The sequence below is a fragment of the Terrihalobacillus insolitus genome, from assembly GCF_028416575.1.
GTDB lineage: Bacteria > Bacillota > Bacilli > Bacillales > Amphibacillaceae > Terrihalobacillus > Terrihalobacillus insolitus.
The window spans coordinates 127,670-147,998 of the sequence record NZ_JAMQKB010000002.1 but is presented as its reverse complement, the minus strand read 5'-3'; the positions used below and the strand labels follow the sequence as shown (position 1 = coordinate 147,998).

Annotated in this window: 14 protein-coding genes and 2 pseudogenes; 8 read left to right on the top strand and 8 right to left on the bottom strand. The window is 37.1% G+C overall.

Annotated elements, in window-relative coordinates:
• Window positions 1–6: 6 nt before the first annotated feature.
• Window positions 7–1,611 carry an IS1634 family transposase gene (locus NC797_RS03890; RefSeq protein WP_272435393.1) on the top strand — a complete coding sequence of 535 codons (1,605 nt, stop codon included), beginning with the start codon at window positions 7–9 and terminating at the stop codon, window positions 1,609–1,611.
• Window positions 1,612–2,188: 577 nt separating this feature from the next.
• Window positions 2,189–2,728: a flavin reductase family protein gene (locus NC797_RS03885; protein WP_272435392.1), complete on the top strand. Its 540-nt coding sequence runs from the start codon at window positions 2,189–2,191 to the stop codon at window positions 2,726–2,728.
• A gap of 421 nt (window positions 2,729–3,149) precedes the next feature.
• Here NC797_RS03885 and NC797_RS03880 read toward each other — a convergent pair whose 3' ends face one another.
• On the bottom strand, window positions 3,150–3,566 hold the full coding sequence (locus NC797_RS03880; protein WP_272435391.1) for a DUF3888 domain-containing protein: 417 nt from the start codon (window positions 3,564–3,566) through the stop codon (window positions 3,150–3,152).
• Between the two features lie 107 nt (window positions 3,567–3,673).
• On the opposite strand from NC797_RS03880, the pseudogene NC797_RS03875 reads away from it, so the two are divergent.
• Window positions 3,674–4,013 (top strand): annotated as a pseudogene (locus tag NC797_RS03875) (IS1634 family transposase); the annotation flags it as partial.
• 359 nt (window positions 4,014–4,372) lie between these two features.
• Here NC797_RS03875 and NC797_RS03870 read toward each other — a convergent pair.
• Window positions 4,373–5,701, bottom strand: a complete 1,329-nt coding sequence (locus NC797_RS03870; RefSeq protein ID WP_272435389.1) for an MATE family efflux transporter — start codon at window positions 5,699–5,701, stop codon at window positions 4,373–4,375.
• Between the two features lie 456 nt (window positions 5,702–6,157).
• Between NC797_RS03870 and NC797_RS03865 the strand changes: the two genes are divergently transcribed.
• From NC797_RS03865 to NC797_RS03850, 4 genes and pseudogenes are all read left to right on the top strand, one after another.
• Window positions 6,158–8,143: a sigma-54-dependent Fis family transcriptional regulator gene (locus NC797_RS03865; protein WP_272435388.1), complete on the top strand. Its 1,986-nt coding sequence runs from the start codon at window positions 6,158–6,160 to the stop codon at window positions 8,141–8,143.
• Window positions 8,136–9,332 carry an iron-containing alcohol dehydrogenase gene (locus NC797_RS03860; protein WP_272435387.1) on the top strand — a complete coding sequence of 399 codons (1,197 nt, stop codon included), beginning with the start codon at window positions 8,136–8,138 and terminating at the stop codon, window positions 9,330–9,332. The genes NC797_RS03865 and NC797_RS03860 overlap by 8 nt, the downstream gene beginning before the upstream one ends.
• 197 nt (window positions 9,333–9,529) lie before the next feature.
• Entirely contained in the window at window positions 9,530–10,987 is a 1,458-nt protein-coding gene (locus NC797_RS03855; RefSeq protein ID WP_272435386.1) for a CoA-acylating methylmalonate-semialdehyde dehydrogenase, read from the top strand.
• Between the two features lie 76 nt (window positions 10,988–11,063).
• Window positions 11,064–11,237, top strand: a pseudogene (locus tag NC797_RS03850) (SDR family oxidoreductase); the annotation flags it as partial.
• A gap of 47 nt (window positions 11,238–11,284) precedes the next feature.
• Here NC797_RS03850 and NC797_RS03845 read toward each other — a convergent pair.
• Window positions 11,285–11,722: a VOC family protein gene (locus NC797_RS03845; protein WP_272435385.1), complete on the bottom strand. Its 438-nt coding sequence runs from the start codon at window positions 11,720–11,722 to the stop codon at window positions 11,285–11,287.
• A 179-nt stretch (window positions 11,723–11,901) separates the two neighbouring features.
• On the bottom strand, window positions 11,902–13,617 hold the full coding sequence (locus tag NC797_RS03840; RefSeq protein ID WP_272435384.1) for an Rqc2 family fibronectin-binding protein: 1,716 nt from the start codon (window positions 13,615–13,617) through the stop codon (window positions 11,902–11,904).
• Window positions 13,618–13,707: 90 nt separating this feature from the next.
• Between NC797_RS03840 and NC797_RS03835 the strand changes: the two genes are divergently transcribed.
• Window positions 13,708–16,356, top strand: coding sequence for a calcium-translocating P-type ATPase, SERCA-type (locus NC797_RS03835; RefSeq protein ID WP_272435383.1), 2,649 nt, complete (start codon window positions 13,708–13,710; stop codon window positions 16,354–16,356).
• Between the two features lie 132 nt (window positions 16,357–16,488).
• Here NC797_RS03835 and NC797_RS03830 read toward each other — a convergent pair whose 3' ends face one another.
• The 4 genes from NC797_RS03830 to NC797_RS03815 form a co-directional block, all read right to left on the bottom strand.
• Window positions 16,489–16,869: a DUF6262 family protein gene (locus NC797_RS03830; RefSeq protein WP_272435382.1), complete on the bottom strand. Its 381-nt coding sequence runs from the start codon at window positions 16,867–16,869 to the stop codon at window positions 16,489–16,491.
• Window positions 16,869–17,240, bottom strand: a complete 372-nt coding sequence (locus tag NC797_RS03825; protein WP_272435381.1) for a hypothetical protein — start codon at window positions 17,238–17,240, stop codon at window positions 16,869–16,871. The genes NC797_RS03830 and NC797_RS03825 overlap by 1 nt, the downstream gene beginning before the upstream one ends.
• Before the next feature lie 25 nt (window positions 17,241–17,265).
• Window positions 17,266–17,970, bottom strand: coding sequence for a tyrosine-type recombinase/integrase (locus NC797_RS03820; protein ID WP_272435380.1), 705 nt, complete (start codon window positions 17,968–17,970; stop codon window positions 17,266–17,268).
• An 853-nt stretch (window positions 17,971–18,823) separates the two neighbouring features.
• A complete protein-coding gene (locus NC797_RS03815; protein WP_272435379.1) occupies window positions 18,824–19,408 on the bottom strand; it encodes a hypothetical protein in 585 nt (194 codons plus the stop codon).
• Window positions 19,409–20,329 lie beyond the last annotated feature (921 nt).

The window sequence follows — 20,329 nt, the reverse complement described above, 5'->3', positions numbered from 1 at the left end:
GGAGAGATGGGGATCATTTATCAGAGGAACAATAAGACAGGTATTACATATGCGTATCGCAATGAATCTTATTGGGATAAAGAGAAAAAACAATCACGGGCGAAACGAACACTCATCGGAAAAGTGGATCCCGACACTGGTAATATTGTACCTACCAGAGCTTATCGCAAGAACCAAGATGCCCAAGATACACCGCTGAAACCCGGACCGGTTCCGATTACGAAACTTCAAAGAAGCTTCTACGGGGCAACCTATTTATTTGATCAGATTGGAGATGCCACAGGTATTACTGCTGATCTGAAAGCCTGTTTCCCAGATATCTATAAGCAAATACTATCGCTTGCTTATTATTTGATTCTTGAGGAAAATAATGCACTCAGTCGCTTTCCTCATTGGCAAAAGCTACATATCCATCCATTCGGCCAAGATATCCCATCCCAACGAAGCAGTGATCTGTTTCAGTCGATTGATGAAGAAGCACGCATGAAATTCTTTAAGAAGCAAGGGAAGCGTCGCATCGAGACAGAGTACTGGGCATTTGACACCACTTCTATTTCCAGTTATTCGGATACACTGAAACAAGTGAAGAAAGGGCGAAACAAAGAACATGATATACTGCCGCAATTAAACCTCGCCCTCCTTTTCGGGGAGGATTCAGGCCTTCCCTTCTATTATCGGAAACTGCCTGGGAACTTGACGGATATGAAAACGGTCAAGCAGCTGATGAAAGAATTTGATGTGATGGGTTATAAAAAAGTCAACGTCATCTTCGACAGGGGATTCTACAGCAGAGAAAATATCAATACTCTCTATAAGCATCATCAAAAATTCATCATTGGAGTGAAATTAGGGCTTAAATATGTGAAAGAAGTGTTGGAGGAGGAGCGAGAGAACCTCAAACTTTGGGCGAACTTCAAAACGCAATTTGGTACATACGGGATATGCAGAAAAATAACATGGGATTATGAGCAGGAACGACCTTACAAAGGGGATATACTGAAGGAGAAGAGACGCGCCTACCTTTTATTGTTTTACAATCCGGAAAAAGCAGCGAAAGACCAAGCAGACATGAATGAATATTTAACAAGCTTACACCATGATTTGCTTGAGAATACGCTTAAAGAGTACCGTATGAAGGATTATCAAAAATATTTTGAGGTGACAGAAACGCCAAAGCGCGGTCGAAAAATCAAACCAAGAGAAGAAGCGATGCGCGAAGCCGCACAAAATTATGGTTACTTTGCATTACTGAGCAATGAGATCAAAGAACCATTTCAGTCGCTTTCCCTCTATCGCAGTAAAGATATTGTAGAGAAAGGATTCGGCAATCTTAAAGAGCGCCTTAACTTCAGACGATTACAAGTTTCCTCCGAATTATCACTCAACGGTAAGCTTTTTGTGGAATTTATCGCACTTATTTACTTATCTTACATCAAAAAGAAGATGCAGGATGCCGCTCTATTTGAAAAGTGGACGATACAAGGACTGCTCGATGAATTAGACATCATTGAGCTACTGGAGACGCCTGAACACGGTCGCGTATTGGGAGAAATGACGAAGAAACAGAAAGAACTTTATGCCGCACTCGGAGTGAAACCTCCCTCGTTATAAATATCGGGAATCCAGGATAATAAGTATTTGATATTCCCCCTCCCCAAGATAACCTTTTTGTAAAGGATGCCGAATCTACTCCAATTTTCGTTTCGTTAGCCGGATTTAAACCAGCATCAACGGGTACTTGAGCAAAAACACTTGAAATCCCACTACTAAATATAATACCACCGGCAACCACTGCAACTAATACCTTTTTGACATTTTTCATGTCCATTCCTCTTTCTTCAATTATACTACAATTTTAATTTATCATAATTTTTCATAAAAAAAGAATAGTCCATATGGCATATTTTTCCTCATTTTCTTAATATCAGTAGATCTTGTAATTAAAAAAATTGTAAGTTAGAAAAAAACTTATTTTATAATTTATAATGCATAATCTATTACTTCAACTCACAAATCAAATGTGATGATTAATAACGGGGAAAGCCCCGATGACTTACTTTCCGGACACCACGATGAACAAAAACTGGACTAAAGTCACAAGTTTTCGTATAAAAAGCAACAAATTAGAAATTACATCGTTAACAAATGGAGGCTTTTTGCACATCCTCTAAAAATGGAAGGGGATTAAATGGATTCAAGACAAGATTTAGACCCATATAGTTCGATTTATGATTTAAGATCGCGTGGTGTTTTCTTTGTATCCACAACGGATGGCAAGCGTGGTCATTTTCATTTTGGCTGTTGGACAACACAGTGTTCCCATGAGCCGCCACGCATGTTAACCTGTTTCCCAAAAGAATTTGAGGGTGCAGACGTTGTAAAGGAATCTGGTGTGAGGGCATTAAGTTTGGCAGCTTTTGATCAGGAAGAATTTCATGATCAGTTCTTTTCAGGAGACCACTCCATTCAGGCTCTTGGTGAAGATAAGTTTATGTATGCTGAAACAGGTTGCCCTATTTTAAAGGATGCTGTTGCCTATTTTGACTGTAAGGTTTCATCTATTATTGACAATGGAGACTTCCTCATTGCTATTGGAGATATAGTAAAAGGGGAAGCATTACATTCAGATAAAATAAACCTTAATGTGGAATACATTGCAAAGGAACGAACACAGTATTACCGAAAAGGACCAGTAACACTTCCGTTTAAGGGATTTGATATATCCTAAACATATTAACCTGATTTTCGAGCCTGCGGATAAATTAACTTATCAACAGGCTTGCTTCTTGCAGCAATTGATGTTGAGGCTCCACCAAAGGTCTGGCATTTGGGTCTACACTTCCGCCAATGGGTCTCTCGATTCCACATCTTCTTCGGACAACTCACGATATTTCCTTAGATTAGGCTACTTAGGTTGTATGAGCAGCTCCAAGGAAGGACTTAAACCTTCGTGGCGTATTTCTCTTGTGATTTTTATTCCGTGCCGTTTTACAATGTAACGTACACAAATTCACGTGCTTGAAATACGCTTCTTGCTTTAACACATGAATGATGCGACCGCCCGTCGCACAAAGAGATGGTCGAAGTTAATTTCCACTACCATATTTGGAAGAGAGCCAAATAATTTCTATTAACTCTAGAGGGATAATTTAATCAACCTTCCTTGCGTCTTGAAAGTTAATCACCTTAACCTTATTCACTGCATTATCATTTCGAGAGAAAGAAGCAGGTATGATTTTTAATCTTATTATAGACTGCCCTCTTTTTGGATTCTCTTTTCCTATTTCTTTAGATTCTACGGAAAGTGTTGCTTCGAACCACTTAGGTATAGATAAATCATGAACAAGCTTAAGATCAACCAGTCCTCCACTTTCTGTATAATCCCATGAAAATGTTTTTCCGTATTTATCCATTATAATGGTATCAATATCGGGTTTTAGCATTTCGAGTAAAACATCTTCTGCCGTGCAATATGATTGCTTAAATTCTTTTGCATTACCAATACTCGGGTTAAACCCTATAAAGAAATAAAATACTGCAATAATTAATAAAAGTTTTTTCTTCAAAATAAATCACCTCTGCGACGGAGTATCGAGAAAATTTAGATTTTCCTTCCTTTAATGGTTAACTACAAATAATAGCCTGCATTCCTGTAATGTATAACGAGAAAACCATTGGAGATGCCACAGGTATTACTGCTGATCTGAAAGCCTGTTTCCCAGATATCTATAAGTAAATACGATCGCTTGCTTATTATTTGATTCTTGAGGAAAATAATGCGCTCAGTCGCTTTCCTCATTGGCAAAAGCTACATATCCATCCATTCGGCCAAGATATCCCATCCCAACGAAGCAGTGATCTTTTTTCAGTCGATTGATGAAGAAGCACGCATGAAATTCTTTAAGAAGCAAGGGAAGCGTCGCATCGAGACAGAGTACTGGGCATTTGACACCACTTCTATTTCTAGTTATTCGGATACGCTGAAACAAGTGAAGCAAGGGCGGATTAAGGAAGGTACAACCTTTCAGCGGAAGGGGAGAGTTACAACAACAACCAATCTTTTTCGAGTTCATTCCGTGACCCAAGAAAAAAATATGATTAATTTTACAAAGAGACTATCCTAAGTTACAGATAGTCTCTTTGTAAATGTTAAATTGATTTAATTATCTACTGTTAACTTTTTGTGCTTTCTAAATGCTGTTTTCTTATTCTTTGGCACCGAAATTATTCATAAGATACGCAATTCTGATGAATATTGTATTCCTTAAAGGTTTAATGAAGCCTATTTGTGTTTAATTGCAGAAGTTTAGATAGTTATAGGTTAAGAACTCAATACACCAAAAAAATTTCCGTTCCAGTCCTAGGGAGTCTTTTAGCTTAATCCCCGTACCACTACCTTTTTTCGACGGTACCAACTGAAAAGGATCGCTCTTAGCGCATTGTCCGCTGCGATCGATATCCAGACAGCTGGTAAACCAAAGCCAAGTTTCCAGGCGAAAAAATATACACCTAAAGTACGAACTCCCCAAATGCCTATCATCGTTACAATCATTGGGAAGGAGCTATTTCCGCCCGCTTGAACTGCAGATGTATCGACTAATACAGATGCAAGAAATGGCTGGGCAATCGTGTCAATTAACAAGATAACGGTTAGTAAACTAATTACAGTAGAATTGTCCGTAAATAATCGCCCGATCCAAGGACTGAACAAAGCTAAAAGTGCGGTAACTACTGTCATAAAAAAAGCTGATTGAAGATAGCTCCACTTTCGGTACTCTTTTACTTCCTTTATGTTATCTTCACCTATCGATTGCCCAATTAAAGTGGTGGCTGCAATTGCAAAACCTCCACCGATTGTGTAAGAAAAAGTTGTCAATGTACCAGCGATGTTATGTGTCGCATATGTTTCGGTACCCATTCGAACAATTAACCCAAAGTAAACGACCTGACCAAGCCTCATTGATAGACGCTCTAGAACAGCAGGAATGGCAAATTTCGTCATACTTCCTGTTAAGGTTCTTACGATTTTAAGATCTTTAACAGACAAAGCAATGGAAGGGATTTGTTGTGATTTTAAAAAGAGCCTGAGAAAAGCGTAAACTCTTGCCAAAATCATTGCTACTGCCGCACCGGCTAATCCGAATCCTTTAATGGGACCAAGTCCAAAAATCAAAATGTAATCGAATATGACGTGGACAATGTTCATTTCTACCCCAACGCGAAACGGTGTTCGAGTATCACCGATGGCACGAAAAGCAGCTGATTGTGCTGTGAAAAGTGCAATAAATGGAGTCAGTCCAAGGACAACATTGAAATATAAAAAAGCTGTCTTTTTTAATGCATCATCTGCTCCAGCTAAGTTTAGTAAAAAATTTGAAAATAGAACGGATAGCACAGAAAAGAGTAATCCAATAATCGTCGCAATTAACAAGCCATGGAATAAGACAGATTTACTTTGATCTGTATTTTTTGCCCCAAAGCTTCTTGACAAAAACACGGATAATGTAGCAGATATTGCAGTAAACACGCCGATATAGGTCATACTGTAAATGTTGGTTATCCCGACCGCGTTAATTGCTAACAAACCGAGTCGGGCGATAAAAAAGGAATCAATGACCCCTAACAAACTTTGTAAATAAGATTCACCAATTGCTGGTGCTGCAATTTGAAAAACACGTTTAGCTTGAAATGGTAACTTCATATTTTCCTCCATAACTACCTTAAGATACATCAAATTAATCGATGAAATTACAAAAGTAATTGTTTGAAAAGTCTTCCCTTACTACAAATGATAAGGTTTCAGAGGGCTTTTTTAAAAGCATGGAACAGCCTCAAGAATAGGTGAATAATGATTATCACAAACAAAGTGGAATCGCATGCATGATCATTTGTCACTTTTAAAGATGTTCGAGTAAAGTATATCAATCTACTTCTTATTATGATACCTTATTTGGCTCTTTTCATCAGAATAATAATCCTTCTCTAAAATAAAATCTAGTTTGGTAGCTTGGATAGAATATAAATTGAAAGCTTCCGTCACTTTTCATATAATTTAATGAATAGAATATCAATGCATTTTGATTTTTATTATATTTTCAGTTGGAACCAAATGAATGTTCATTTTTAATAAATATATTTTTTGGGAGAGAGGTCAATTATGTCGATTCAGCATTTCATTAACAGCTTTGATGAAGCAATTGCAGATGAGAAATTACTAAAGGTAGAGAGATGGATGATTCCGAATCCTTATTTTATTCGTGGTGATTATACAATTTCGGAGGCGGCTCAGGTAGTTGATCAACTTCGTGTTGATTTTATGCCAGTTGTTGATAAAATGAATCGCCCAATTGGTGTGCTCACAACGAAGTTACTTCTTCATCACTTCCTTATTAATAAAAATATGGATGAAAAGGTACTCAATCAAATTTCCGAACAGAATTTTTCCCAAGTGCGCTGTGATGATACTTTATTAGATATACACTTGTTATCTTGTGAACACTTCCTAGTAGTCGATGAACAAGACAAATTAATTGGTGTTTTAGAAAGAGAGGATCTGATAAAGGGGTTATCCAAGTATGTCCGTGAGTCAATTGAGTCAGAGAACAATACGGGAATTTTAAGAGTTATTTTAGAGAGTGCATATGAAGGCATAGCTGTTGTTGATGATCAAGGTATTTTATTAGAATTTAACGAGGCATATAGTCGTTTTACTGGAATAAAACGTGAAGATGCTGTTGGAAGGCCAGTCACAGAGGTAATAGAAAATACTAAGCTTCATATTACCGTCAAAACGGCTATACCTGAGCGGGGTGTTTTACAAAATATCCAAGGGCAATCTATGGTTGTACATCGTATCCCAATTTGGAATAAGGATAGAATTGTAGGTGAAATTGGAATGCTAATTTTTGAAGGTGTAACAGAACTGTATCACATGTATGAAAGATTACAGAAGAATAAGATTCGAGAAGAAATACGTGAGCAACCATTTATGGTTAAAAGTCAACAAACTGTAAAGACTACACTAGATCAAATTGTTGGGGTTAGTGAAAGTACTTCAAATGTAAAGAGGTTAGCAAGAAAAACAGCAAAATCGTTTGCACCTGTTTTAATTACTGGCGAAAGTGGAACAGGAAAAGAATTATATGCTAAAAGTATACATAATTTAAGCTCATTTTCCTCAGGCCCTTTTATTAGTTTAAACTGTGGTGCTATACCAGAACATTTATTTGAATCTGAATTATTTGGTTATGAAGAAGGTGCCTTTACTGGTGCCAAAAAAAATGGAAAACCAGGTAAATTTGAATTAGCTCAAAATGGAACCCTATTTCTTGATGAAATTGGAGAAATGCCGCTTACGATGCAAATCAAGTTACTAAGGGTATTACAGGAAAAAGAAGTTGTACGTATTGGCGGTGTTAAAAATTATGAAATGAATGTAAGAATCATTGCCGCAACAAATCGCAATTTAATGGAAATGGTTGAAATGGGTGAGTTTCGTGAGGATCAATATTTTCGAATTAATGTTATTGAGCTCCCTATTCCGCCATTGCGTAAACGAAAAGAAGATATTCCCCCGCTGATTTCACATTATGTAAAAGAGGTCTGTAATAAATTCCAGACACCAGAAAAAATGTTTACTTCTGCAGCGGTCTCTGCATTTATGAATTACCATTGGCGTGGAAATGTTAGAGAACTGGTTAACACGATCGAAAAATTAGTAACACTTGTTGATGGGACTGTAATTGATACTCATCACCTGCCTTATAATATGGTAAAGGAAACAGGTCATATAAGCGGGGTTAGTGATGAATTAAATCAAAAATCAAACCTACTAGACAAGGCTAAAAGCCTAGGTAATGAACGAGAAAAGGAGTTAATTTTGACAGCTTTAGTTCAGACTGCAGGAAATAAATCAAAGGCAGCAGATCAATTAGGCATTCATCGAACAACTTTATATCAAAAGCTTAAAAAATTTAACATACGTTACACTGAATGTAGTCCGAACACTACAATTTATATACAAAAGTGTAGTGTTCGGACTACATTCAGTTCGTACATAACAGTGAATGCGCATTCTCCTTATTGGCATGTTATTTGCATATATACTTGTGAAGACAAAAAAAGGAGGAATCAGGATGGATAATTACGCTATTTTTCGCACGCCCCAAACAATTAATTATGGGCGAAACTCGTTGGAAAAGCTAGGGAATGAGGCAGCTTTAAGCGGAAAAAAAGCGCTTATCATTAGTGATAAGATAATGGATACCCTTGGTTATGTAAATTCTTGTAGAAACTATCTTTCTAAGGAAAACGTTGAAAATGTTGTTTATCTGGGAGTTGAATCTGAGCCAACTGACAAATATGTAACGGAGGCTTTGGAACTACTTAAAGCAGAACAATGTGATTTTGTTATTTCTCTTGGTGGTGGAAGTTGTATTGATACAGCAAAGGCAATTGCAGTTTTAGCAACGAACGGTGGTTATATTGGTGACTATATGAGAGGAAATAAAATAGCGAAGGAAGCAGCAATTCCGCATATTGCAATTCCAACCACCGCAGGAACAGGCTCTGAAGCAACGGATGTGACTGTCATCACAAACACATCAAATGATGTCAAAATGATGATTAAACAGCCAGCATTTATGCCAACAGTAGCTATCGTTGATCCGTTGTTAACCATCACATCACCTCAGAGTGTTACTGCAGCGACAGGTATCGATGCGTTAAGTCACGCAATTGAGGCATATATTTCCCGATTATCTCATCCAATGACGGATATGGCCGCACTTTCTGGAATGAAATTAATCGTTAATAATTTACTAAAAGCATACGAAGATGGTGAAAATTTAGATGCTAGGGAAGCGATGTCATTAGGTGCATTGCAAGCGGGAATGGCTTTTACAAATGCATCTGTTTGTCTGGTTCATGGGATGTCACGGCCTATTGGTGCTCTCTTCCATGTACCACATGGATATTCCAACGCAATGCTTTTACCAGCAGTTTTAGAATTTAGCAAGGATTCTTCCATTGATCGTTTGGCGGATTTAGGTAGGATATTCTCTCCTGAGGCAAATAGTAAAACAAACAAAGAAGCTGCTGAGATTGCTGTTTCTTCCGTTAGGGATCTTTGTTTGCAGTTAAATATCCCTAATTTAAGTGGATTTGGAATTGAAAAGCAGCCATTTGAAAGCGTTGTCAGCAAAATGGCGAATGATGCCTTGGCAAGTGGTAGTCCAGGTAATAATCCAAAAGTACCAACAAAGTTAGAAATCGAAGAACTTTACCATATTTGTTTTAATTATGATTTCTCAACTGATAACAAAGTGAGATAGGGAATAGGGGGGAGAGAAAATTATGTTAGGGTTGATCGGTTTAATAGTATCTCTTGGTTTACTAATCTATCTAACTATGAAAGGTGTAAATATTCTTCATGCTAAGTGTTCTATTGCCGACGGCCGTTTTGGTCTTGGCGGTAATCTTATATTCTATTTTTTAATTCGTAATTTATAAATCGAGAGGAGTTTTTAATATGACACAAACAGCAATTAAAAAATTAAAAAATTTCATTAATGGTGAATGGGTTGAAGCAAATACCGATCAATATCAAAGTGTTCCGAATCCAGCTACTGGGGAAATACTAGGTGAAGTGCCAATTTCTACAAAGGAGGATGTAGAAACCGCTGCTAAAGTCGCAAGAGAGGCTTTTAAAATGTGGAGTAAAACTCCAGTACCAAAACGTGCAAGGATTTTGTTTAAATACCAACAGCTGTTAGTTGATAATTGGGATGAATTAGCGGAATTAGTTACGAAAGAAAACGGAAAAAGTTATAAAGAGGCTTATGGTGAAGTTTTACGTGGTATTGAGTGTGTTGAATTTGCAGCTGGTGCGCCTACGTTAATGATGGGGGAACAGCTTCCTGATATTGCTTCCAATATTGAATCTGGTATGTATCGATATCCGGTTGGCGTTGTAGGTGGAATTACTCCTTTTAATTTCCCGATGATGGTTCCATGCTGGATGTACCCGCTTGCAATTGCAATGGGCAATACCTTTATTCTAAAGCCATCTGAACGTACTCCTTTATTAGCTAATCGTTTAGCTGAATTATTTCAAGAGGCAGGACTTCCAAATGGAGTGCTGAATATCGTTCATGGCGCTCACGATGTCGTGAATGGTCTACTTGAGAACAAAGATGTTCCAGCTATTTCTTTTGTAGGTTCTCAGCCCGTTGCAGAGTATATTTATAAAACAGCAGCTAATAACGGCAAACGCGTTCAAGCGTTAGCGGGTGCAAAGAATCACTCGATCGTAATGCCTGATGCTAATCTGGATTTAGCTGTGAAGGAAGTTATTGCAGCAGCCTATGGTTCAGCAGGTGAAAGATGTATGGCATGTTCAGTAGTAGTAGCAGTTGGTGATGTAGCAGATTCGCTTGTTCAAAAGCTTAATGAAAACGCGAATGAACTTCAAATGGGAAATGGTCTTGATGAAGGTGTTTTCCTAGGCCCAGTTATTCGTCAGGAACATAAGGAAAAAACTGCGAATTATATTGATATCGGTGAAAGGGAGGGTGCGACGCTTATCCGTGATGGTCGTAAAGATGAATCTTTTCACGAAGAAGGTTACTTCATTGGCCCAACGATCTTCGACAATGTAAAACCTTCTATGAAAATATGGAAGGATGAAATATTTGCACCTGTGCTTTCGGTTGTTCGAGTTAACTCTTTAGAAGAGGCGATTGACTTAACGAACCAGTCAGATTTTGGTAATGGTGCGTGTTTGTTTACTCAAAATGGAAGTGATGTTCGTTACTTTAGAGAAAATATACAGGTGGGTATGCTAGGTGTGAATGTAGGCGTACCAGCACCGATGGCGTTCTTCCCATTCTCTGGTTGGAAAAACTCCTTCTACGGTGACTTACATGCAAACGGAAAGGACGGGGTAGCGTTTTATACAAGACGTAAAATGATTACAGCACGTTGGTAAACGATAAGATATCAATGAATAGCTCCAAGCAAGGTTAAGATTTGAGCGCTTTGCTTGGGGCGTTTTTTCTGAAAATCGAAACATAGAATTCGAAAAGGTTTTAGAAGAAGTGATTTTTCCTCTAGTGCCACAAAAACGATTACTTAAAGTTCAAGAAATCGCTGATTACTCTATGTTCTTAGCTAGTAATCAAGCCAAAGGGATTACTGGGCAAGCCACTGTAATAGATGGTGGTTATACTGCCCAATAATCTTCAGTTTAATTAAAATGGAAAATTTTGTTGTGCTCAAGACGGGATTATTTTTTCAAAGTAATATCTTTTCCATTAGGATAATCACAAAATTCAATGATGGTTCCCTCTGTATCAACTGGATTTAAGTATATTAATCGCCTTCCGTGTTTGTTTGTTCTAAACGTATCTGCTAACGTCCGAATACCTTGCGTTTCCAATTCTTTTAACGCAATGTCAAGATCTTCTACACGATAGGCAATGTGGTGAACCCCCTTCCCTTTTTGCTTAATAAAACGAGCAATAGGGGAAGTTGTGTTGTTCGTCGGGCTCAGTAACTCTGTTATAGCTCCATTTACTTCCATCATTGCGATTTCACTTTCTACACCTTTTGCTTCACTTCTATAGCGATCGATTAATTTGGCTCCTAATGTGTTTTTATAGAAGTCAATACTGGTTTCCAAGTTTCGAACCGCAACTCCGATATGATCGATTATTTTTTCCATCCTAACACTCCTCGTGTGCAATGATCAATCCCTTTTGAAGAAGTATATGCGATGTTTGTCTTTCCTTAGTATCATTGTTTTTAATTCATAAAAAAACGGAAACTCATTTGCATTAAATTAACATCTTTTTAGATAAATAGTGGAATATATGTCCTCTTCAAAACTCTTTTAAAATGTGCTTACTCTTTCATTGTTTTCAATTTAGTAAGAAAGTCCGCCTCTGGTGTTACAAATAACGTTTTTTGGTTGTCGTAGGTGACATAACCTGGTTTGGCGCCATTTGGTTTTTTTACGTGCCGAACCTTTGTATAATCAACGGGAACCGATGAGGACTGCTTAGATTTACTGAAAATGGCGGCCAACTGAGCAGCTTCAAATAAGGTTTCCTCACTCGGATTTTTATCACGGATGACAACGTGAGAACCAGGGATATCCTTCGTGTGTAGCCAAATGTCGTTTTTATCTGCAAGACGGGTGGTAAGATACTCGTTTTGTTTATTGTTTTTCCCTACAAGAATAGTTGCTCCATCTGTTGAGATAAACTGTTCTGGCTCGGGGTGCTTTGGTTTTTGGGATTTCTTTTTTTGTTTCGGTTTTGCCTTTAGGTAGCCTTCCTCCCGGAGTTCTTCACGAATACCTTCGATGTCTTGTTCTCTTGCGCCATCAATTTGTTGAACAAGTGCGTCTAAGTAAGCATTTTCTTGTTCTGCTTTTTCTATTTCCTGTATAACCATTTGTTTTGATTTTTTTAATTTTTGATAGGTCTTAAAGTAGCTTTGAGCATTTTCACTCGGTGTTTTATTCGGGTTTAATTCAATCGTGATTTCTTTTTGGTCTGGATCGTAATAATCAATAACTTGAGCTACTTTGTCACCTGTCTTAATGGTATGGAGATGTGCAGTTAAAAGCTCGCCTAAACGTTGATAATGATCAGCTTTTTCAGCCTTTTGAATGGTTTGCTGATGCTTTTTCATTTTTCTAGTATTTTTTTCACGTTCATTTTTTAGAAATCGTAATAGATCACCAGCCTGTTGCTTGACGCGATCACGTTCCGCTTTACCAGAGTAATAATGATCAAGCATCGTGCTTACAGAGGAAAAGATTTCTCCTTCTTCACCAATTGATTGAAATGGTAATACATGAAAATCATCTTTCTCTCGTTTGAAAATAGCTGGTTTATATTCGTGACGAAGGATCCAAGTTTGGACGACTTCAAAAGCTTCTTTATATTCAAATTGAGAGCCTAAGTGGGCAAGATTCGATATTTCCTTGGAAATGAAAGGAGATAACCCCATTATTTTGCTTACCATTTGGTTGTCTAGCTTACCTGCATTAAAATCCAATTTTTTCACAAATGATGCACCATCAATGGAAAGAGGATTAATCTTTCCTTGATCAGGTGGTAACTTGTATGCTTGACCAGGTAAAATGGTACGATATCTACTCTGAGCATGTGAGACGTGTTTAATACTGTCTAATATGTACTCTTTTTCTTGATCGATCAGTACGATATTGCTATGCTTTCCCATAATTTCGATCACTAGCCGTTTGTTTGTTTCATCCCCGATTTCATTTTTACCTTTGATATCAATGTGAATAATGCGTTCCATTTCGTGTTGTTCTATTTTATCAATAAAGCCACCAACTATATGCTTCCGCAACAGCATACAAAACATAGAAGGTTCTTTCGGGTTTTGGTAAGAATCGGTTGTTATGTGTATACGAGCATAGCTAGGGTGTGCAGAGAGAAGTAAGGATTGATTTTCTCCTTTGCTACGAATCGTCAAAATAATTTCCGTGTTGGTCGGTTGATGTACTTTCATTAATCGTCCTGATGCTAGGGCATGACTAAGTTCATGCGCTACAGCACGGGTGACGATACCGTCAAATACCATATGGATCACCTCAATACCTAATTATAGCATGTTTTAGGACGAGTCTGAATACATATAGAACAGACTGACTCGTACATGGAGGAATGTGATGTGAAATGGTACCAATTAGACTTAAAAAATATGGAGCAGCAACTAGGTGTAAAGACAAGCCAGGGTTTGACAACAGATGAAGCCTCGAAACGACTGAAAAAACTTGGAGCTAATATGTTAGAAGAGGGCAAACAAACGCCACTTTGGCTTGTTTTTTTAAAGCAATTTCAGGATTTCATGGTTCTCGTTCTTTTAGCAGCAACGCTTGTTTCTGGATTGCTAGGAGAATATGTGGATGCGATTGCGATTATGGTAATCGTTTTAATTAATGGTTTTATTGGTTTTTTTCAAGAACAAAAAGCAGAGAAATCACTCTCGAAATTAAAAGAGTTATCTGCTCCAATGGCAAATGTGAAGCGGGATGGGAGATGGATGAAGATCCCGTCAAGTGAGGTTGTTGTTGGGGATGTAATTCGTGTTTCAAGTGGGGATAGGGTATCAGCAGATATTCGTCTTTCTAAATCTAGCAGTCTTGAAATGGAAGAATCGGCATTGACAGGGGAATCTTTACCGATTGCAAAGCACGCTACCGCGATTAAACAAGAGGATTTGGAGCCTCAGGACCAAAACAATATGGTATTCATGGGCACACTTGTAACAAGAGGGAGCGGCGAAGGAATTGTGGTTGGAACAGGCATGAGTACCGCAATGGGTCAAATCGCGTCTCTGTTAGTTAAAACGGAACAAATGGCAACACCACTTGAAAGAAGGCTTGCAGAGCTTGGGAAAATTTTAATTATTGTTGCGTTACTATTAACTGCATTTGTGGTTGTTGTTGGGGTTTACCAAGGGCATCCGACATATCAAATGTTCCTTGCGGGTGTGTCTCTTGCCGTAGCTGCGATTCCAGAAGGCCTTCCAGCGATTGTTACGGTTGCCCTATCCTTGGGTGTACAGCGAATGATTCGAAAAAAGGCAATTGTACGTAAACTTTCTGCCGTGGAAACGCTAGGATGTGCTTCTGTTATTTGCTCAGATAAAACAGGTACAATGACGGAAAATCAAATGACCGTAAAAGAAATATACGTAAACGATCAGACGATACATGTTACAGGTGAAGGCTATAATCCGAAAGGGGCTTTTTATCTTGACAATAAGCAGATAAAGAACCCTGATATCAATCATGTCTTGCTGTATGGGACATTGTGTAATCATGCTTCTTTATTAAAAAGAAAAGGGAAATGGATGATAGATGGTGATCCTACGGAAGGTGCACTTTTAGCGGCTGCGAGAAAAGCAGGGATCTCGGAAGATTTTACAGCTCAGTTTACAATTGTTCACGAAATTCCTTTTGACTCTGATCGAAAAAGAATGACGGTTGTAGTAGAAGATCAAAATAAAAAACGCTTTGTCGTAACAAAGGGAGCACCTGACATGTTGCTTCCACGTACTACGTTTATTGCAGATCAATCGGAGAAAAGGCCGCTACGGGCAAAAGATCAGAATCAAATAAATCGTGAAATAAATCAAATGGCAGACAAGGCCTTACGAACCATCGCAATTTGTGTGAAAGAAATTGGGAATGATCATCCATTTAATGAAGCGCTATTAGAAAAGGATCTCACTTTTGTCGGTCTAACGGGTATGATTGATCCACCACGTAAAGAAGTGAAGGATGCTATTTTAGAGTGTAATAACGCAGGAATCAAAACCGTAATGATTACTGGCGACCATGTGAAAACAGCACAAGCGATTGCAAGAGATCTTCATTTAATGCCAAAAAATGGACGAGTTATGGAAGGGCATCAGCTCAGTCATATGACAGAAGAAGAACTAAGCACGATTGTAGAGGACGTCTATGTTTTTGCTCGTGTTACCCCAGAACATAAATTGAAAATTGTAAAAGCATTTCAAAACAAAGGACACATTGTAGCAATGACCGGTGATGGAGTAAATGATGCACCGGCCATTAAGGCAAGTGATATTGGGATAAGTATGGGGCAAAGCGGAACAGATGTTGCAAAAGAAGCCTCCTCACTTATTCTGTTAGATGATAATTTTGCCACAATTAAATCAGCGATCTATGAGGGTAGAAATATTTACGAAAATATACGGAAATTTATTCGTTATTTGTTAGCATCCAATGTTGGTGAAATATTGGTTATGCTTTTTGCAATGCTCCTTGCTCTACCCTTACCATTAATTCCAGTCCAAATCCTTTGGGTAAACCTTGTAACAGATGGTTTACCAGCAATGGCACTTGGACTTGATCAAGCGGAAGACAATGTGATGAAACGTAAGCCACGAGATCCTAAAGAAGGGGTGTTTGCAAGAGGATTAGGCTTCAAAATTGTTAGTAGGGGATTATTGATTGGCCTCATCACGCTTATTGCTTTCATGATGGCGTATCAAGGCAATCCTGAATCATTAAGATACGCTCAAACGATCGCATTCACAACATTGGTTATGGCACAACTAATACACGTTTTTGATTGCAGAAGCGAGCATTCCGTATTTGCAAGAAACCCATTTCAAAACCTTTATCTAGTCGGAGCTGTTATTTCTTCAGTACTGCTTCTCGTCATTGTAATCTATTTGGAACCCCTTCAAGAAGTGTTCCATACCGTAGATTTGAGTTTAAGAGATTGGATCTTTATTTTAGCATTAAGTGCTATCCCAACCGTGTTTTTTGGTTTTTCAAAAAAATAGCAAAAAAAGAAACCCTCTTCTATAAAAAATCAAGACTAGAAAAATAAAAGTATAGAAAAAACCTAAGGCCTCACGTAGTGTATATATACACTACGTGAGGCCCTTTTTCAACCTTTTATGCTAAAGCAGTATTTAGAAACTTTCATAAAGCTTTCCATTAATTCTTTTGATTTCGTCTTTTAATTGTTTGTTTTCTTTTTCTAACTCTCGAATACGTTCTCGGAATACTTGAATTAAGCTATCTTGGTTTTCGTCATTCATGTTCTTCTTAATATTTTTTGGAGATGCCACTTTATTTTGTTTTTGACGAAGAGATTCAATTCTTTTTCTTAGTTCAGGTTGATTGTAAAGATAAGACTTGGAAACCCCTGCTGCGCTGGTAACAGTATTGAAATTTATTCGTTCATTCTGCTTAATCAATTGTTTTATCGCTTGTTCAACCTTTTCCGCCGTTTCTTCTTTTTTCTTTTTGGCAAATGCAACTACTGCCTCTGTATTCCTTTTGTGTTTCACTATGTTATCACACCTTCTTTTGCTTTCTGGGCTTGTAATAATATTTTTTTGGCACTATTCCCACGGTGTAACTTACCGTCGGTAAGTTGGTACCTAATCTTTGTTAGATTGATCAATTGTTCTTTCGTCTTTTTGTTGTATATTGGATAGTGTTTAGTCATTTCTATGTGCTCTTCAATCTTTTTGATTTCTCTTTCAAAGTCAGGAAGATTTTCAGGTGTTGTACAAAAGTTTGAGCATGTTAAACAAGGTGTTACTACATATGGACAACCCTCTTTCTTAGAGGCTAAACAATAGCCTAAAGGAACCCGAACTGCTTCTATGTTACCTCGAATGTATTCCCAATGAATCAGGTCCTCATCTAAATTCACTTCTGATACTCTTGCGTCCCCAAGGTCAACTCGTAAGAGAGATCCCTTTTTTTTGTGCCTTTTCCCATTCCTTTCTAAGTGTATCATCTGCAATTTTGGCATACATCAATGTCATTTCAGGTGATGCGTGGGCAAACCACTTCATGATATGGGTTAAGTTCATGCCTAGGTTAATTAATTCTACTCCCTTTGTATGCCGGAAGGCATGGTTTCCAAAATGATAGATGTTACCGTGCTGATCAAGGGTTTTGTATCTTTCAGCCCAACAATTTAATGCTCGCTGCACACTTTGACCCGCAAAAGGTTTACCCTTACGTTTTCCACTTGTTCGAACAAATAAATACCCTTCGGGATTGTTCTCTCGTGTCGACTTTTCTTTTGTTTGCTCTATAATGGTTTGTATAGCCCTAACTACTTCCTCATCGATAGGGACACGATGTTGTTTCACGTCAGTTTTGGGAATATCTCCTTGTAAATAATAGCCATTGTTTGTGGCTATCAAACAATTTTGGAACCGGAGGTTTAAAATATCACTAATTCGCCAACCAGTTGCCATAAGTAATATCACAATAGGGACATAATCCTTTTCTATATCGTTCATCAGTGGAATGACGTCATCTGGATTCTGGTTTAAAAGAAACTCCAATTGATTTATGACGCTTTCAGGAATATATTTAATTTGATCTTCTTTTTGCTTCTGATTCTTTGGAAAGTCTTCTTTGAAAAACAATGTACTTGTTGGCTTTAGTGGTGCATCAGAATGCTCAAATCGTTGTAGATACTCTAAAAAAGAATTAACTGTCGAAAGTAATAGTCGCTTACGCCCTAGACTTAACCCCTCATAAAGTTGATTAAAGTGAATTAGAAATTTCTCAATGTCTTCTCTTTTTAATTGGCTGAAATCATTCCACTCTGAATGTTGTTTATGAATTTTACAGCATAACTATAGGAACGTAATGTATTTCTGGCGGATCCCGTGGTGTCTTTATATTTTAGGAACTTCACCACAGGCTTTACAAACTCTCCATTTTGATCTACAAGTAAATATCTCCTTGTATTATCAGAGACGATAATCTCCTGAACTCTCATAAAAAACATCCTCTACAAATTATTAAAAAAGTAGTTATCACCTTTGATTTGAATTACTTTAAATAATGACTATATCCTCCTTGTGTATAAAATAGAAAGCACTTTCGTATTTTACTTTGTATACTTTACTTTATAAATAGTGTTTTATTGTCAATTAAGTAAAATAAAAAGAGATAAACCCTTCGTAAACTACGTTAAGGTCTATCTCTAATTACAGTATTGTTTTTTTTAGGTGGTCTTTTTTTATTAAATATTCACTCTTCTTCTCTCAGTTTAAGGCCTGAAGGCATTTCATTCCTTTTGATACAATTCACAACAGAACCGATTTGCATTACATATGAAAAAGCAGATATGAGTCTGATTAAACCACTTGAAGAACGAACTTTCTATCTTCCTGAAAATACATATCCTTGGGTTAAGATGTGGGATTTATGGTGAATAAGCAGGCTATCTCCCCGCCCGGAAAATAGGCGGGGAGATAGCTATAAGGGTAATTAATAATTACTAATTAATCTAACACTTGTTTTATCGATTGGGCTAACTTCGATTGCGAAATCATAAGTTTGTTGTTTCTGTATTCCTGAAACATTAAATAATATATCTCCTCTAGCTCTTGCTCTAACAACCCTTACGTTAGAAGCTAGTCCCACATACTTGTAATTTGTGCTTTCTTTATTTACCGATGCCCAAGAGGTGTCTACTACATTTTGAAATGCTCCTGTTACGGAAACAGACCCACCTCTACCAGCATAATCTGTAAATTTAACACCTTCTACACCTAGTTTTATTCTAGCTGATCCAAATATCAACCCCTCGTATATTTTAGTATAAGAGTAAGTATTCCCACTAATGGTAAGAAGACTAAAATCTGACTTGGTGTTTGTTTTTGGTTCTTCTATCTCAACTAAGTGTGTCACAGAACTACCATCTTCAAATTCTACAGTTAAAGGCTTTCCAACTTCCACCTCTATACCTTCTTCTAAACTCTGACCTGTTTGTTCTTCAATTTTTTGTTCTTCTAGTTTTTGATTTAAAGCATCTACTCCATTATCATTGTTCGTGCTAGCGCTTACTGACATGCTACCTACAAAAAACATCGCTAATAGAAATACAAAAATAAATCTATTTTTTTGGTAGATTTATGCATTATAATTCCCCTTCCTATTTTTAGATTTTTAAGGTATTAGATTTAAAAGATAATAGAGTTAGTTTTATGTAATCTTGATTTCTCCTTTCTTTTAATTTAAACTTAAATAAACTAAAATCTTAAAAAATTTCTAATATTTATATTAATACTGCCATATTCCTTATTTGGAATCAATGTAATATTTACTTTTTTTGTGAAAAAGTAAATATTAGGATAAATTAAAATGAAAGGTGTATATTCATGGTCACATTTAAATTGATCTCAGGAATAATTTTTATCCTTTTGGTTATTGTTCTAATTGTATTTATCTGTATGGTTCTTTATAAGAGATTTATAGGGGGCAAGTAATTTCTCGAAAATGAAGGAGAAGGATAATGGTATTAAAAAAAGCATGAGATAAAATCCCATGCTCTCTATTCCTATGTCTCCACCGACGTAATAGAAAAAAATTACATTATGAAAAAAGCAGATGCACTAATTCAGAAGGTAAATTGGAGTCTGAAAGAATTAAATCGTTTATCATCAAGTGGAGATAAACCTTACTATAATTGGCTAGAAGAATAAAAAAGACCGCCTTAGATGGGTTTCTTTTTTGTAAAATAATTCTCGTGGGTATATGAAGCTATTTTCTAGCAAAAAAAAAAAGGCACTTTATCATAAATGTATGCTTGACTAGCTTTTTGTACGCTTTTTCCGAATCTACCGCGTTTCTAATAATGGAAATTAACCTGTGTTAAATGGGTGTGAGTCTGTGTCTGAGTATTACTGAACAACCCTTTGAATTTGACCTAGAGTAAATAATTAGGGAATTATTTTGTATAGTCATTTTTAAAAAGGACTTTTTAGAAGTTAA